The organism is Nonomuraea sp. NPDC050394 (assembly GCF_044459065.1).
In the GTDB taxonomy this organism is placed as follows: Bacteria; Actinomycetota; Actinomycetes; order Streptosporangiales; family Streptosporangiaceae; genus Nonomuraea.
The window spans coordinates 180,349-195,750 of sequence record NZ_JBITIO010000005.1 but is presented as its reverse complement, the minus strand read 5'-3'; the positions used below and the strand labels follow the sequence as shown (position 1 = coordinate 195,750).

Sequence of the window (15,402 nt, the reverse complement as noted above, 5' to 3'; positions counted from 1 at the left end):
CTTCATATCTGGGGCCCGCCCGGCGGGCCGTCGCCTTCGTCGCCGCCCAGCGCCACGCCGATCGGCACCGCGAACGCGATCCCGGCGAACGCCTCATCGCCGCCCGGATCGGCGATCGACACCACGACGCCGATGACGAGCCCGCGGGCATCCAGGAGCGGCCCGCCCGAACTACCCGGATTGACCGAGGCGTCGAACTGGATGAGCCCCCTCAGATCACCCTCATTGGAGGTACGGTCAAGCCCCGACACGACCCCGGTGGAGACGCTGTAGGTCAGCCCGAGCGGGTTGCCGATCGCCACGACCGGCGCGCCCACCACGACGGCGCCGCCGAGTGTGGCCGGGACGACGATCTCCGGCAGCTTCTCGGGCTTGAGGGTGGCGATGTCCCGCTTGGGATTCGAGGAGGCAATGACGGCCTTCGCCTTGGTCCCGTCCGCGAACGTCAGCGTGATGTCCTTCGCGCCCTTAACAACGTGGTGCGCCGTCAGGATCGTCCCGTCCTCGGCCGCGATCATCCCGGTCCCGAACGCCTCGCCGGCCTGAATCACCACCACGGACGGGCCGGCCCGCTTGAACACCTCGGGCGTCGTCAACGTCGCACTGGGCGTCGGCGTCGCACTCGGTCTGAGCGCGACCTCGCCACCGCCTCCCCCAAGGCTCCCGATCCAGTACGCCAGCACCGCCACGACGAGAAGAGCACCGCCTCCGACGACAAACCGCCGAACCCGCCCGGCCGCGGCTCCCCGAGCCTCGGCCGCACCGGCGTCCTGCGGCACGCGCTCCATCGCCCCATCGTCAGCAAAATGAGCGAAAAGCGCTATAAAGCCCGCCTAAGAACTCCATGAGAGCCGCCGCCGGCCGAACCCCATCTGCCACTGCAGACCAATCCCGTCGATTCTGTTGCGTTGCCGAATGAGGTGCAGTCCAATGGCCAATAGCTTGGACACCGAGCTCGGCCAACGCGCCCAAGGGAGTCGCCCATGACGCGGGAGCAAGTGGAACAGGCCTTACGCCGAGTCGAGCAACTCACTGATCAGGCCAGGCCTGCCCTCGACCGCGCGGCCGGGCTCATGGCCCAGGACGTCTGGACCGGCCCCGCCGCGGAGCGATTCGCCGGTGAACTGGCCGCTCAGCGCCAGGCTCTGAGCAGAGGATGCGCCGACGCGGTGAACGAACTCCGAGCGCTGTTGGCTCGTACGCCGACGGACAGCCCGAGCTAGAGGTGAGCGAACTGGAGGGCATGGCCCCCGAGGGGGTCCGCGCCCTCAAGGATGCGTTGCGCCAGGCTGAGGCATCATTGGACGCCATCGGCGAGGAGTTGTGGTCCATACTCCGCGGGGCCTGGTTGCCGACCGCCTCAGCCGACACCATCCGTCAGACAGCGGCGTGGGCTGGGACCCAGGGCCCTGACATCAACAAGCGGCTGCTGCTCCTGGAACGCATGGAGCTGGAAAAGCCGGAGCTGTTCGGCGCGGGCAAGCCATCCATCTCTGTCGACGGCTCCCTCTTCGCTCCCGGGGCGGTTCTGCCGACGGCCGGCGGGTTCTGGGACCGCGTCGGCCACCAGGCCCAAGCCACCTTCGACACGAACCTGAACTCCGGTGACAAGACAATCGAAGCGGCCAAGGGCGCCGTGGAAAGCCTGGCCGGGCTCGGGAAGATGGTGATCGACTACTCCCCCGTCCGGGCGGTGGCCGACTTCATGGGCTGGCAGCGCAGCGTCAACGACATGACCCAAGGCCTGCTCTACGGCGTTCAGAACCCGGGTGCGTTCGTGAAGTCGGCGGTGGACTGGGATACCTGGGTGTCCAATCCCGATCGGGCTTTCGGGCGCCTCCTACCGGACATCGTGGCTGCCGTCACCACCGCAGGCGCCGGCGGCGGAGCCTCAGCCGCCACCCGGGCCACGGGGGCGCTCGGTAAGGCCGCCAAGTCCGTGATCCGTCCCAACGATCCCAGCCCGGCTTTGAAGAACCCGCTGGACGCCGCCCTGCGTCACAACAGCAATGCCGAAGGACGCGCATGGGCAAGGGACAATCTGCCGCTACCGAATCTGTCGCCCGAGGAGTTGCGCGCATTACGTTTCTACGGCGGCAACGGCTACCTGAAAATCAACCCGGCGCTGCGGGAAAAGGCTATTGATCCCCAGGTTGTCTGGTCTCCCGACGTCTCTGACCATATCGCCGCCATGGATCAGGCGATCGCCAAGTCTCCCCTGCCCTCTGACGTTGTGTTGCACAGAGGCGTGGACAAGAAACTCCTGGAGGCAATGGGAGTCGATTTCAAGTCGCCTGAGGAAATGGAAGGGCTGGAAGGCGCCGTCATCACAGAACCGGGGTACTTGAGCACGAGCGTGGGGCGGCGAGGAGGGTTCGACGGGGACCTCCGGGTGATGCTACGCGTCCCCAAGGGACACGAAGCGCTCAACATGTATCCCATCACCGGACTGACCACCGAACGCGAGATCCTCCTGCGCCGCGACACGTCGTACTACGTGCGCGGTGTGTACCGTAAGGACGGCCAGTGGTACATGGAAGCGGACGTCATCCCGGACGGCTGGACCAGGCCACCCGACTGGGACGCGCCACCATCCATGGATGCTGACCTCGGGTGGAAAGGACCTGTTGATGACTGAGACCCCGAACCCTCGTTTCTATGATTACGTGACCCCCGTTACCGTCTCAAGGAACGACTCCTACGATTTCAAGGCCACCGGGCCGATACGGCGGGCCGGTCTGCACGATCGGCGTGGACGGCTACTGGGCCACGTGTGGACCGACGATCACCAGGCTGCGGGGTTCACCAAAATCGAGGACCCCGAGCCGGACATGGGGTATGCGGGGGGACGCGTGCGTCGGATTCTCGCCGACGCTTACAAGGCAGGAATTCCCGCCGGCGGGCTTCTGGACCCCGCCTTGTACGCGCCGGATTTCGAGTTGCGTGCAACGCCAGGCTGACGGGCCCTTGGTCAGCGGCAGGGGGTCCAGGGGGTTGCGGTGAGGGCCAGGGTTTTGAGGATGGTGCTTCTGGAGGCGGTGTTCGCGGGTGGGCAGGATTCGCGGGCCGTTGCGCCTTCGTCGGTGTATTCGATCTGGAAGACGGGCTTTCCCGCGTCCAGGAAGGTGTCGAGGGCTTCGCATTCGTCCCAGGCCTGACAGCTTTCGTTCACCGCGTAGTCGAACCAGTCGACGAGGGTGTCCACCTGGTCGAGGTCGTTCTTGAGGCCTACGGACAATCCGTGGGAGTGGGCGAGGTCGGCCAGTGCCTTGTTGTACGCGAGTTGGTGGGCGCCGGTGAGGGGGAAGCCGGTGTTCTCGTTCTGGAAGGCGTCCACGTTGTCGAATTCGACGGAGTCGAAGCCTGCCTGGGCGCATTTGGCGACTCTGGCCTTCATGATGGGCAGCAGAATGTCGCGCTTGCGGATGTCGAGCCATTTCTCGCCCGGCCAGTTGTCGAGGTCGTTGCCCTTGACGGAGGCCGGGAAGCTGTTCTTGTCGGGGCGCCAGTCCTCCCAGCTTCCGGCCGACACATAGCAGATGGCGCGGCCGCCCGCGGCGTGGATGGCGTTGACGGCCGTCTTGTTCGGGGTCACCTTGTCGGGGCCGTAGAGGTCGATGTCGTAGACGTTGGGCTTGACGCAGGCGCCTCCGGTGTACGGCACGGCGCAGAGATTGAGGCGGATGCCGCCTGCCGTTCCGGCCCCGGTGGCCGTGGGCTGCAACTGGTACTGCCAGCGGTCCGAGGTCGAGGGGACCCACTCGGCCGGGGCCGGGCTCAGCAGGCCGGCCAGTAAGAGGGAGGTCAGGGCGAGGATTTTCATGTCATCCCCTTTCGAAGAGGGCGTTGACTTGGGTGTTGGCCGTGGTGAGTGCGGAGGGGGCGTCCTTTTGGCCCAGCCATACCTGTTCCATCGCGGTGCCGACGATCTCGTTGATCTCGTCGGCGTGGTCGCTCACCGGGAGCAGGAAGGTGCCGTCCTTGTCGTTGGCCTGGTCGACGAAGAGCTTCACGTCGCGGCCCGCCGCCTCGTGTGCCTGGAGTGCCTTCTCCGACGAGGCGGTGATGGCGGGGAAGACGACGGCCGCCTTGGCGACGATGTCCTGGCAGGCGGTGGAGCCGAGGAACTTGACCCACTTCCAGGCGGCGTCCTTGTGCTTGGTGCCCGCGTAGATGGAGTCGGCCAGGCCGTTGATGGCGGATTTACGGCCCAGCGGGCCCTTGGGCAGGGGTGCGAAGGCGAACTTCCGCTCCTTCTCCCCCAGGTAGGTGGTGATCATCCAGGAGCCGGTGACGCCCATCGCGCCCTTTCCGGCGGCCAGGACGGCGTCGGTGCCCAGGGTGCTGGTCTTGTCGTAGGGGGCGACGTAGCCCTTTTCGATCAGGCGTCTGTACCAGGCCGCGGTTTCGGCCAGTTTGGGGTTGTCGTAGAAGTACTTGGTGCCGAACGGGTTCTTGTCGATGAAGGAGAAGCCGTTGGAGACCGCCAGGTTGGCCCAGGTGTTCTGGCCGAGGGAGCCGTCGTTGAGTTCGGGCACCATGCCGTACGTGGCGACCTTGGTCTTGTCGAAGCCCGGCTCGTCGCCCCGTTTGCCGTTCTTGTCGATGGTGAGGCGGGCGATGGCCTTTTCGTAGGTGCCGCCGTCGGCGGGGTTCCAGGTGAGGTTCGAGAGGTCTACTCCGGCCTTCTTCACCAGGTCGGTGTTGTAGATGACGGCCATGGTGTCCCAGTCCTTGGGCAGGCCGTATCTTCCGCCGTCCTTCACCCAGGATTCGGCGAGGCCGGGGCGGTACTGCGCCAGGTCCACCTTGTCGGCTTCGACCATGGGCTGGATGTCGAGGAGCTGGCCGTTCTTGACGAACTGGGGGTAGTAGGAGGCCTGCATGGTGATGACGTCGGGGGCGCCGCCGGCGACCATCTGGGTGGTGAGATTCTGCCAGTACTGGTCCCAGGCGTTCTGGGTGATCTTGATGGTGATGTCGGGGTTGGCCTGGGTGAAGGCGTCGGCGCACTGCCGGTAGGCGGGTTGCTGGATGTCGTCCCAGAGGCCGTAGGTGAGCGTCACCTTGCCCGTGGTCTGCTGGGCTCCGCCGCAACCGGCCGCCGCCAGCAGTGCGAGCACCAAGATGCCTCGCTTCATGATTTATCCCTTCATTCCAGAGAACTGGATCGAATCCACCAGGCGGCGGCCGAAGACGGCCACGAGCAGCAGCACGGGGATCACCGACAGCACCGAGCCGGCCATCAGGCCGGTCCAGTCGGGGTGGGTGTTGGGCGACTGCTTGAGGAAGAGGCCGAGCGCCGTGGTCAGCACGCGGGTGTCCTCGCCGGGCGCGACGAGCAGGGGCCACAGGTAGTCGTTCCAGGTCCAGACCGCGGTGGTGAGCGCGAGCGTGAACAGCGGACCCTTGGTCATGGGCAGGACGACGCGCCAGAAGATGGTCCATTTGGTCGCGCCGTCGATCAGCGCGGCCTGCTCGACCTCGCGGGGGAAGCCGAGGAAGAACTGGCGGAGGAAGAAGACGGCGAACGGGGTCATCAGCAGGCTCGGGGCGACGAGGCCGGCCGTACTGTCGAGCAGGCCCAGTTCTTTGACCAGCACGAAGTTGGGCAGCAGCGTGAAGATCGGCGGGACCATCAGCGCGCCGACGAACAGACCGAACAGGACGTCGCGCCCGAAGAAGTGCAGGCGGGCGAAGGCGTAACCGGCCATTCCGCAGAACAAGGTCTGAAATATCGTGATCAAGCCCGTGTAGATGATCGAGTTGCCGAGATAGCGGAAGAAGTCCAGCTCCGCGCCCGAGCCCCCGGCCGCCCGCGACTCCTCGGGGCTCACCAGCCCCAGAACCCTCTCGAAGTTAAACAAAGTAGGGTTTTGCGGGAAAAATCCAGAATTGTCCCCCGCCAACTCCCTGCCAGGCGTGATCGCCGTCCTGATCATCCAGTACAGCGGGAACAACGAGATGACGATGGCCAGGATCAGGCAGGCCCACCCGAGTGCGCGTCTCATGACAGGTCCGAGGTCGAGGCGCGCAGAAGGCGCAGTTGTACGAAGGTCAGCACGCCCAGCACGAGCACCAGCGTCAGCGCCATGGCCGAGGCGTAGCCCATCTGGAAGTTCGTGAACGCCCGCTGGTAGATGTAGAAGTAGATCACCCGGGTGGCGTTGACCGGGCCGCCGCCCGGCTTGGTGGCGACCGCGATGGTGTCGAAGACCTGCACGGCCGTGATCAGCGAGATGACCAGCACGAACGCCAGGATCGGCCGCAGCAGCGGCAGCGTGACCTTGAAGAACAGCCGTAGTTCCCCCGCGCCGTCGATGGCGCTCGCCTCGTAGATCTGTTTGGGGATCAGCAGCATCCCGGCGTAGAGCAGCAGCGCGGTGTAGCCGGTCCCGCTCCACGAGTTGATCAGCGAGATGCTCGGCAGCGCGAGGTCGGGCGAGGTCAGGAAGCCCTGGTTCGGTAGCCCGAGGCCGACGAGCAGGTGGTTGACGAAGCCGAGGTTGGCATCGAGCAGCCACATCCACAGCAGCGCGGTGGTGACGCCCGGGACCAGCCAGGGCACCACGAGCAACGTCCTGACCACCAGGGATCGGGTCAGCCTGTGCAGCAGCGCCGCGAGCAGCAGCCCGAGGCCCACCTGGACGACCACCGTCATGACGACGTAGAACCCGGTGACCTTCATGGCGTTCCAGAACAACGGGTCGCCGACCAGCCGCTCGTAGTTGTCGAGGCCGACGAACTCGGGCTCCGACAACATGTTCCAGTCGGTCATCGAGAACCAGGCGCCGCGTACCGCCGGATAGAGGTAGAACACCCCGAACCCCACCAGGACGGGAGCCAGGAAGACGAGCGCGAGCCGGCCGTCGCCCCGTTTGCGTGCCCGGGGTGCGGCGTGTTTGACGTGTTTGTCGGCCGCCGGCCGTACCAGCGTCGACGTCATCGGCGCCCGCCGTTCGGCGGCGGGCAGACTGGGCCGGGCATGGGACCTCCTGGCGGGGGGATTGCGTTGGAGCCCATCATGATGACTTTCGAAAACTTGTCAATGCCCTCGGAAACGAAAGTATTGACAAGTTACTGAAGGCGCTGCGATGGTCCGGGGCATGGACTTCGACCTACTCGTCGTCGGTGACGCCAACCCGGACGTGATCGTCGCCGGCGCGCCCCGGGTCCCCGCCTTCGGTCAGCGCGAAGAGCTCGTCGAGGCGGGACGGCTGACGCTCGGCGGCTCTGGGGCGATCACCGCGTGCGGCGCCGCCCGGCTCGGACTGCGGACCGCGTTCGCCGGGCGGGTGGGCGATGACGCGGCGGGCCGGTTCGTCCTTGGTGAGCTGGAGAAACGCGGCGTGGACGTCTCGTCCTGCGTGGTGGATCCGGGTGCGGAGACGGCGCTCACGGTCGTGCTCACCGACGGAACCGACCGGGCCATTCTGACCGCCACGGGCTGCCTGGACCGGCTGACGGTGGCCGACATTCCGGATGGTCTTCGGGCCGCCCATGTGCACGTCTCATCCTATTTTCTGCAGCCGGGGCTGGGCTCGGGGCTGGCGGAGTACTTCCGCACGGTCGCGTCCACGACCTCGCTCGACACCAACGACGACCCGTCCGGCCGGTGGAAAGGCCTGGACGAACTTCTCGCCGTCACCGACTACTTCCTGCCGAACGACCGCGAGGCGCTCGCCGTCACCGGTGCCGCGACCGTGGAAGAAGCGGCGGCCGAGCTCGCCAGGATCACCACGCCGGTGATCAAGTGCGGCGCCGACGGCGCCCTCGCCGTGCGCGACGGCGCCGTGATCCGCGTTCCCGCCACCCCGGCCCGGGTCGTGGACACCGTGGGCGCCGGTGACAGCTTCAACGCGGGCTTCCTCGCCGCGCGGGCGCGAGGCCTCGCCGTACGGCAGAGCCTGGCCGTGGCCGCGAAGGCGGGAACCCTCTCGACCCGAGCCGCGGGGGGCACAGCGGCGCAGCCCACCTGGGAGGAAGCCACTTCATGAAGATTGTTTTCGTCGGCGCGGGCAGCGTCGTGTTCACGCAGGGTCTGCTGGCCGACCTGATGGCCTTTCCGGAGCTCAAAGACGCCCATATCGCCCTGCACGACATCGACGCCGAACGCCTGGAGGTGGCCGAGGCCGTCGCCCGGCGCGTCGGGGTGACCAACCTCAGCGCGAGCCTGGACAGGAAGTACGCGCTGGACAACGCCGACTTCGTGATCAACATGATCCAGGTCGGCGGGCACGCCGCGACCGTGACCGACTTCGAGATCCCCGCCCGCTACGGCCTGCGCCAGACCATCGCCGACACCATCGGGGTCGGCGGGGTGTTCCGCGCGCTGCGCACGTTCCCCGTGCTCGACGCCCTGGCCGCCGACATGAACGCGGTCTGCCCCGACGCCTGGCTGCTGAACTACACCAACCCGATGGCCATGAACGTCTGGTACCTGTCCGGCAAGGTGCGCAACGTCGTCGGCCTGTGCCACTCGGTCTACTGGACCATGCACGATCTGGCCGCGCTGGTCGGCGTTCCGTACGAGGAGGTCACCTACCTCGCCGCGGGCGTCAACCACCAGGCCTGGGTACTGCGCTTCGAGCGCGACGGCGAGAACCTCTACGACCGGCTCGACGTACGCGACCCCGAGCTGAGCCGGCGGGTACGGGTGGAGATGTTCCGCCGCCTCGGCTACTACCCGACCGAGACCAGCGAGCATTCCGCCGAGTACCTGCCGTGGCTGCTCAGGCACGACAGCGAGATCGAACGGCTGCGCATCCCGGTCGGCGACTATGTCCGCATCAGCGCGGAGAACCTCGCGGAATACGGGCGCACCCGCGACGCCGTACGGGATGGGCGGGCCCTGACCGTCGAGGGCACCAACGAGTACGCCCCGCAGATCATCCACAGCATCGCGACGGGCACGCCGCGGATCGTCTACGGCAACGTCGTCAACGACGGCCTCATCTCCAACCTCCCCGCGGGCTGCGTGGTCGAGGTGCCGTGCGCGGTCGACGGCGGCGGCGTGCGGCCGACCAGGGTGGGCGCGCTGCCGCCGCAGTGCGCGGCGCTCAACCAGGCGTATGTCAGCGTCGCGGAACTGACCGTCCGCGCCGCGCTGGAAGGGCGTCCTGATCATGTACGGCATGCCGTCATGGTCGACCCCAACGCCTCGGCGACCCTGCCGTTGGAGGACATCTCCCGCATGTGCGACGACCTGACCCGGGCGCACTGGGACCTGCTGCCCGACTCCCTACGCCAGCTGAACCTCTAGCCCGCCCGCGCGCAACGACCCCACGACCTCGGGATCGGCCTGCTCACCGGTGATGAGCAGGTCGACGCCGTTCAGCGGGCAGATCGGGGCCATCTCGATCACGCCGAGCTTCGTGGAGTCGGCGACCATGATCCGCCGGGCACCCGCCTTGAGCATGCGCTGCTTCATCTCCGCGTCGGGCAGGTTGACGTTGGTGAACCCGCCCTCCGGGTGCACCCCGCCGCAGCCGAGGAAGACCTTGGCGGCCCGTACGCCCTCCAGGAGCTTGCTCGCCAGCGGGTCCACCAGCGAATGCTGGGCCCGGCGCAGGCTGCCGCCGGTCACGACGATCGCGAACCGCGGGAGCGCGGGCTCCAGCTCCAGCGCGGTACGCAGCCCGTTGGTGAACACCGTCACGTCGGTCAGATCGGTACGGGCCACCATCTCCCTGGCCACGTACGTGGTCGTGGTGCCGGCGCCCATGAGCACGCTGTCACCGGAGCGCACCAGGTGGGCGGCGAGCTTGGCGATGTGGGCCTTCTCGACGGCGGCGGCGCCGAGTGACTGCTCGAACGACGGTTCGCCCGGGGTCGCCGGTGGGCCCGCCGCCACCGCTCCGCCGCGGACCCGTCGTACCTTGCCGTGCTCTTCGAGCGCGTCGAGGTCCGCGCGGACGGTCACGCTCGACACGCCGAACGCCTCGGCGAGCTCGGCCACCCGCGCGAACTCCTGCTCCATCAGCAGGCCGAGCATGCGCTCGCGCCGCACCTCCGTGGGCACGGGCTCGGTCATCGGCGCACCCCTTCCGGCATGAGGTCGCCGTGGGCGTCGATCAGCTCGTCGCACAGCGCCTCGATGGCGTGCAGCGGCAGCGTCGCGGCGGTGTTGGGATCGACCATCGCGGCGTGGTGGACATGCCGTCGTTCGCCGTCGAGCACGGCGCGCACGGTCAGCTCCACCACGTTCTGGAAGGTCCGGTTGAGCGCGACGAGCTGGACCGGGAGCTCGCCGATCCGCTTGGGGTGGATGCCGGCGGCGTCGACCAGGGCCGGGACCTCCACGCAGGCCTCGCGCGGCAGGTTCTCGATGAGGCCCTCGTTCGGGACGTTGACGTAGACCTCCTTGGGCTGGCCGGTCAGCATGGCCAGCATCGCCACGGACGCGGGCTCGGCGTGCTGCCAGCGCACCAGCAGGGAACGTCCCGCCGACAGCGCGCGCCGGGTCTCCTCGTAGCGGTGCAGGGTCTGGCCGCTGCGCCTCAGGTACTCCTCGACCTGGACGCCGAGGCGCGAGGTCTCGTCCTTGTGCCGCATGAACCAGGGAAAGTACTCGGCCGCGTGCTCGCTCGACTCCGTCGGGAAATATCCGAAACGCCGGTAGATCTCCACGCGGACATGCTGATCGTCGGCGGCCAGGGCGGCATCGAGCTCCGGATAGAGCGAGCGCCCCTCAGCCTCGAACCGCAGCACGAACGACTGGTGATTGAGCCCGGCGGTGACGAACTCGACCTCGTCGAGCCCTCTGCCCACCAGATCGGCGAGATAGAGGTGGGTGTCGCAGACCGCGTGGCAGGAGCCGGCGAACCGGGTGAACCCGGTGGCGAGCTGCACCGCCAGGCCGGTCATGGCCATCGGATCACTGCAGCTCAGCAGCCACGCCTCGGGGCACAGCTCGGCCATCTCATGACCCAGCTCGACGAACGTCGGGATGCCACGCAGGCCGCGGAAGATGCCGCCTATGCCGATGGTGTCGCCTATGGTCTGGCGCAGGCCGTACCGGTGGGGGATCTCGAAGTCCTTGAGCGTGGCCTCGAACCCGCCCACGTCAATGGCGGCCACCACAAAGTCGGCCCCGGCCAGCGCCCGCCGCCGCTCGGCACTCACGCCGATCACGGCCCGCGCGCCCGCCTCGGCATCCAGCGACCTGACCAGCGCCTCCGCCGTGGCCCTCAGCCCCGGGTCGGCATCATGAAGCACGACCTCCAGCTGACCGCGCAGAGCAGGGGTGAGCAGCAGATCAGACAGCACGCGCCGAACCAGCTCAACGTCGCCCAGCCCGACGAGAACGATCCGTCGCATCGCCCACCTCCTGTGCTGAGCAATCTAGACGACCCCCACGACTTCACGGTACGGCTCGCTATCCGAGCTGGTCGCGAACCCCCTGGATGAAGTCCCACCATCCGCCCCGGAAGCCGTGCCGCTTCAGCGTGAGCTGGAGGGTGCGCTTCAGCGGATGGGGCGACCGCATGATCGCCTCGTTCCGCATGGCCAGACGGGTGAGCTGGACGGGCGTGGGCGGCCGGTTGCTCTTCCTGGCGTTGCAGGGCCGGTGCGCGGGAGCGAGGTTCCAGATCGCGTCCAGGTCGACGACGGGCATGAGGCGCCTGAACGAGTACGGGAACACGTGGTCGACCGCGATCTCATCGACGCCGGGGATGAGCGGATCGCCGCAGATGACGCAGCGGCCATGCTGAAACCCGATGACGGCCTCGGTGACCCCCGCGACCGGGCGCCGCCGTACCTGGTCGGTGATCCGCAGCGTCTCCAGATCGACCGCGACCCCCTCCTCGACCAGGCTTCTGCCCACCCCCGCGGCGAACGACATCTCGACGATGCTCCACCGCGCCGCCAGTTCCGCCAGCAGGCTCGGCCGCTGCTCGGACAGCGCGACCTCGCGAAGTGAGGGGGTCACCCTGACCACGACTTCGCGAGCGGTGCCCGTCACCTCATAGAAACGGTGAGGCACCTCGCCATCACCACGGAGATGATGAAACTTCCGCATCACCATGGCGGGCATCGACTTCATCGCCGCGGCGAGCAGCTTCTCCGTCGGCCCGCCGAGCTGAACGGACTCGGCCGCCTCCTCCCGGGCCACGGCCAGGAAGTCCGCTCCGGCGGCCGTGACCCTGGGTGACGCCTGCGGCGCCTGCGCCAGATGCTCCACCAGACTCATCGCGTACGGCCCGGCCAGGTCCTTGAGCAGGATGTCGCCATGCCCCTGAGCCGCGGCGCCCAGCAATGCCTCACCCAGGGCGAACTTGTAGGTACGCACGTTGGCGCCCATGAGCACCGCCAGCCGCCATGAGGTTCGGGCGGTCGGCTCCTCACGGAAGAACTCCACAGTCATCCCGACATACCAGCCTTGATCGCGATATGATCGTTTCAGGGTAGTTCGCGATCACCGAGGAGTGTCACTGCGACTCGGTAGGCTCGCGCGTCATGGGCAAGCTGGTGCGGGACAACATCCCGGAGATCATCCGACAGAACGGCGGCGAGCCGGTCGTGCGCGTGCTTGACCTGGCCGAGTATCGCCGGGCTCTGGTGGAGAAGCTGTTCGAGGAGTCCGCCGAACTCCGCGACGCCTCGGCTGGTGAGGTCGCCGGGGAGATCGCGGACGTGTACGAGGTGCTCCGGGCCATCGCCACCGTCGACGGGCACGACTGGGGCATGATCGAGAAGGCGGCCGCCGCCAAGCGTGAGGAGCGGGGGGCGTTCCGGGATCGGCTCTACCTGGCGTGACGCCTTGCCAGGTGTACGTGAGAGTACGGGTTGGGTAGTGTCCCGGTCGTGCGCCCAGACATTCGACGACTGGCAGCCGCAGCAGCGCTCGTTTCCCTTCTCGGGATAACGGGCTGTTCAGGGGATCCTGAGAAACCCGGCCTGGACGAGGCCGCGAAACTGCTCGTCGCCGATGGGGAAAAACTGCTGGCTTCGCAGGATATGCGCTCCGTGGGGTCGGCCGCGGTGACCGAACGGGCGGATCGGGATGGCGAAGCGGGGTGCCTGAAGGGCCAGGTGCAGCGGTTCTTTCGCGCGCAGGGGGATCTCAAAGGACCGCCGTACAAGCAGTCGCCGAGCAGTGTCGTAGGTTTGCTGTCGAGCTGGCTTGGGCTGCGGAGCTACGACATCCTCGTGGACAGCTTGGACCTCCGTGACGAGAATGTGGGCGTGGTCGTACTGGAGCACCCGACGACAGGCAATACCTTCCTGATAACCGTCCGCAACGGACAGAAGCCTCACATCATTGTCGTCGGCAAGACCAGTTGCTACAAACGCGGCGCGTAGCCTCAGGCGGGCAATTGGGCGGCCTCGGCTCGCGCTAGCTGGGCCTGCTTGCGGAGGCGGTCCGCGGTGGAGGTACAGCCTTCGCGGAGCAGGTCGATCTCACGGTTGAGCCGGACAGCCTGAGCGGCGAAACGTTCCGCCGCAGGCCCTTTCCAGAACGCGTCCACATCGTGCGGTCTGGCCAGCGTTCCGGCGAAGACCGCACCCAGCTCCTCGGCATATCGCAGGAGATCGGTGGCCAGTTGTTCTTTTTCGGCCGCCTGGCGAAGCAGCTGACTCTGGCTGGGAATCGTCATCTTTAGCCTCCCCGCTGTTGCAACGCCTTGAGCAACGCATCATAGAGACGCCCACGGAAGGCCATGCGGACCTCGTTCTGCTGAGCATCGGTAAGGGGTTTCTGGCCGTGCTCGTTCAGCGACACATTGACCCAATCGGCCTGCTGCGCAACGATGCGTTTCGCCACCTTGTCCGCAGTTGCGGGTGATTTATCGTCAAGGTAGTCAGTGATCAGGTCTTTGAGGCCGTCCTTGGCTTCGTCCAGGCCTATGTCGCGGCCGGTGGCGGTTGTGGGGTTTTGGATGGGCCAGTATTTGTTGGAAAGCCATGACACAGGCAGCAATGCCACCCCCGCCACCCAATCCGCATACTCGTCATCAGCCCACTCCGCGTACGTGGTCCCGCTCAACATCAGGTTCGCCACTCCCCCGGCCAGCGCCGCCCGGGACGTGTACTGGTCCTGGGTGGCCTCGTCGCCGAAGGGGCGGAAGCGGCCGATGTCCAGGCTCAGCGTGTAGTCCTGGGAGGCCTTCATCAGCAGCTTCGCCGCGTCGCCGTCCTGCATCAGGACGCCCGCGAAGCGGGAGGCGTCGTCGGGGGTGAGGGTGTCCCAGGGGGATGTGGGGTAGATGGCGGTCAGTTCGGGTGAGTCGCGTCTGGACTGGGCGCGGGCCAGCTGGTCGAGGTAGGGGCCGATGTTGGCGGCCAGGGTTTCGCTGATCGGTGAGTCTCTCCAGATGCCCCATCTGGTGGAGATCCACGGGCTGTCCTCGGCGCCCAGGGTGCGGATGATGTTGAACATCGCCTGGTCGCGGTGAGGGCCCTGGGCCAGGGCCCTGTCCAGGACCGCGGCCAGCTTGGTCTGGAGGCCGTCCACGCCGCTGAGCCGGATGCGCTGGGGGTGCAGGAGCCAGCCTGCGGCGTTCTGGTTGGTGGCCAGCAACGACTGCAGGGCCGCGGGGTCGTGGGTGTAGGCGTCGATCAGGGCGTTCAGGTTCCAGTTGGGGCTGGTCGGGAGGTCGGCGGCCAGGGGGCGGGCCAGAACGCGGGTGGCCACCTGGTTCAGGAGTCTGCTTGACGGGCGGGACAGCGTGATCAAGGCGGCCAGGACGCCGGGCTGGGTGGTTGTGAGGAAGGCGTCCAGCCATTTCGCGTCCAGGCGGCCGGCTCGTTCGGCGTTCGCGTACGCCTGGGCCAGCGGACCCAGGCCGCTCTGCTGGAGGACGCCAGGAGGCAGGCCCTTGTCCATGGCCGGGCCCCTGTTCCTCATCCAGTGCGTGAACAACGCGCGGAACCTGTCGGGGCCGAGGGCGTTCAGGAGGGCGGCGGCGTAGGCGGGGTCGGTCAGGTGGGATTGTGCCGCGGCGGCGGCAGCGGTGACCGCGCGCCAGGTCTCCACCGAGTGGTCTATTTCAAGCTTTTTCAGGGCGTCGGCGATGCGGCGGCCGTCGGCCGTGCCCTGGCGGGCCGCCTCCGTCTCGCTGACGAAGGGCAGGGATCCGCTCAGGAGGCCGGTGCCGGGGACCATTTGCCGGAGGGTGTCCACGCGCCATTTCAGATCGCGCTGGGTCTCGTCGAGAAAGGCCCAGGATTTGTGCATGGCCGTGGTGCCGGCGGGGCCGGTCCAGGAGGGGCCGGCTTCGGCGATGGCCGCTTCCAGACCGGTCCTGGCACGGCCCAGAACGGCCTGGCCGCCGGCCATTTCCCGCATGAGTTGTTCCGCCCGGCGGGGGTCGATCCCGACGAACTCCCCCATGGCCCCTCCCCGAGGCTGTGGCTACAAGGGAGGAGTCAAGCACACGGCCAGAGCACGGTAAATGC

17 protein-coding genes are annotated in these 15,402 nt (G+C 67.4%); 7 read left to right on the top strand and 10 right to left on the bottom strand.

What is annotated here, in order from left to right; genetic code table 11:
- Positions 1-2: 2 nt before the first annotated feature.
- Positions 3-788, bottom strand: coding sequence for a S1C family serine protease (locus ACIBKY_RS21790; protein WP_397098749.1), 786 nt, complete (start codon positions 786-788; stop codon positions 3-5).
- 195 nt (positions 789-983) lie between these two features.
- Between ACIBKY_RS21790 and ACIBKY_RS21785 the strand changes: the two genes are divergently transcribed.
- Genes ACIBKY_RS21785 through ACIBKY_RS21775 form a run of 3 tightly spaced genes read left to right on the top strand, consistent with a single transcriptional unit; the run spans position 984 to position 2,960 of the window.
- Positions 984-1,223: a hypothetical protein gene (locus ACIBKY_RS21785; protein ID WP_397098747.1), complete on the top strand. Its 240-nt coding sequence runs from the start codon at positions 984-986 to the stop codon at positions 1,221-1,223.
- Positions 1,224-1,225: 2 nt separating this feature from the next.
- A complete protein-coding gene (locus ACIBKY_RS21780; protein WP_397098745.1) occupies positions 1,226-2,638 on the top strand; it encodes an ADP-ribosyltransferase in 1,413 nt (470 codons plus the stop codon).
- Positions 2,631-2,960, top strand: a complete 330-nt coding sequence (locus tag ACIBKY_RS21775; RefSeq protein ID WP_397098743.1) for a hypothetical protein — start codon at positions 2,631-2,633, stop codon at positions 2,958-2,960. Before ACIBKY_RS21780 ends, ACIBKY_RS21775 begins: the two co-directional genes overlap by 8 nt.
- An 11-nt stretch (positions 2,961-2,971) precedes the next feature.
- Here the strand turns inward: ACIBKY_RS21775 and ACIBKY_RS21770 are convergent, their stop codons facing one another.
- The 4 genes from ACIBKY_RS21770 to ACIBKY_RS21755 are packed head-to-tail and all read right to left on the bottom strand — an operon-like array spanning position 2,972 to position 6,946.
- Complete coding sequence (locus ACIBKY_RS21770) at positions 2,972-3,823, bottom strand: endo alpha-1,4 polygalactosaminidase (RefSeq protein ID WP_397098741.1); 852 nt, start codon at positions 3,821-3,823, stop codon at positions 2,972-2,974.
- Position 3,824: 1 nt separating this feature from the next.
- The gene (locus tag ACIBKY_RS21765) at positions 3,825-5,141 is read right to left on the bottom strand and encodes an ABC transporter substrate-binding protein (protein WP_397098739.1); all 1,317 of its coding nucleotides are present in this window, start codon (positions 5,139-5,141) and stop codon (positions 3,825-3,827) included.
- Positions 5,142-5,144: 3 nt separating this feature from the next.
- Positions 5,145-6,011 carry a carbohydrate ABC transporter permease gene (locus ACIBKY_RS21760; RefSeq protein WP_397098737.1) on the bottom strand — a complete coding sequence of 289 codons (867 nt, stop codon included), beginning with the start codon at positions 6,009-6,011 and terminating at the stop codon, positions 5,145-5,147.
- Positions 6,008-6,946 (bottom strand): carbohydrate ABC transporter permease, encoded by a 939-nt coding sequence (locus tag ACIBKY_RS21755; RefSeq protein WP_397098735.1) that lies wholly within the window; start codon positions 6,944-6,946, stop codon positions 6,008-6,010. The genes ACIBKY_RS21760 and ACIBKY_RS21755 overlap by 4 nt, the downstream gene beginning before the upstream one ends.
- A gap of 160 nt (positions 6,947-7,106) precedes the next feature.
- Here ACIBKY_RS21755 and ACIBKY_RS21750 point away from each other — a divergent pair, with 160 nt between their 5' ends.
- Both ACIBKY_RS21750 and ACIBKY_RS21745 read left to right on the top strand, forming a co-directional pair.
- Positions 7,107-7,997 (top strand): carbohydrate kinase family protein, encoded by an 891-nt coding sequence (locus tag ACIBKY_RS21750; RefSeq protein ID WP_397098733.1) that lies wholly within the window; start codon positions 7,107-7,109, stop codon positions 7,995-7,997.
- Positions 7,994-9,262 carry an alpha-glucosidase/alpha-galactosidase gene (locus ACIBKY_RS21745; RefSeq protein WP_397098731.1) on the top strand — a complete coding sequence of 423 codons (1,269 nt, stop codon included), beginning with the start codon at positions 7,994-7,996 and terminating at the stop codon, positions 9,260-9,262. The genes ACIBKY_RS21750 and ACIBKY_RS21745 overlap by 4 nt, the downstream gene beginning before the upstream one ends.
- Here ACIBKY_RS21745 and ACIBKY_RS21740 read toward each other — a convergent pair.
- Genes ACIBKY_RS21740 through ACIBKY_RS21730 form a run of 3 tightly spaced genes read right to left on the bottom strand, consistent with a single transcriptional unit; the run spans position 9,242 to position 12,367 of the window.
- Entirely contained in the window at positions 9,242-10,033 is a 792-nt protein-coding gene (locus ACIBKY_RS21740; RefSeq protein ID WP_397098730.1) for a DeoR/GlpR family DNA-binding transcription regulator, read from the bottom strand. The two genes, ACIBKY_RS21745 and ACIBKY_RS21740, sit on opposite strands and share 21 nt — an antisense overlap.
- The gene (locus tag ACIBKY_RS21735) at positions 10,030-11,319 is read right to left on the bottom strand and encodes an alpha-glucosidase/alpha-galactosidase (protein ID WP_397098728.1); all 1,290 of its coding nucleotides are present in this window, start codon (positions 11,317-11,319) and stop codon (positions 10,030-10,032) included. Before ACIBKY_RS21735 ends, ACIBKY_RS21740 begins: the two co-directional genes overlap by 4 nt.
- Positions 11,320-11,377: 58 nt before the next feature.
- A complete protein-coding gene (locus ACIBKY_RS21730) occupies positions 11,378-12,367 on the bottom strand; it encodes an HNH endonuclease (protein ID WP_397098726.1) in 990 nt (329 codons plus the stop codon).
- 92 nt (positions 12,368-12,459) lie between these two features.
- Here ACIBKY_RS21730 and ACIBKY_RS21725 point away from each other — a divergent pair, with 92 nt between their 5' ends.
- Complete coding sequence (locus ACIBKY_RS21725) at positions 12,460-12,759, top strand: nucleoside triphosphate pyrophosphohydrolase (protein WP_397098724.1); 300 nt, start codon at positions 12,460-12,462, stop codon at positions 12,757-12,759.
- Positions 12,760-12,807: 48 nt separating this feature from the next.
- Positions 12,808-13,305, top strand: coding sequence for a hypothetical protein (locus tag ACIBKY_RS21720; RefSeq protein WP_397098723.1), 498 nt, complete (start codon positions 12,808-12,810; stop codon positions 13,303-13,305).
- Positions 13,306-13,307: 2 nt separating this feature from the next.
- Here the strand turns inward: ACIBKY_RS21720 and ACIBKY_RS21715 are convergent, their stop codons facing one another.
- Both ACIBKY_RS21715 and ACIBKY_RS21710 read right to left on the bottom strand, forming a co-directional pair.
- Positions 13,308-13,601: a hypothetical protein gene (locus ACIBKY_RS21715; protein WP_397098721.1), complete on the bottom strand. Its 294-nt coding sequence runs from the start codon at positions 13,599-13,601 to the stop codon at positions 13,308-13,310.
- Between the two features lie 2 nt (positions 13,602-13,603).
- The gene (locus tag ACIBKY_RS21710) at positions 13,604-15,337 is read right to left on the bottom strand and encodes a hypothetical protein (protein ID WP_397098719.1); all 1,734 of its coding nucleotides are present in this window, start codon (positions 15,335-15,337) and stop codon (positions 13,604-13,606) included.
- Positions 15,338-15,402: the final 65 nt, after the last annotated feature.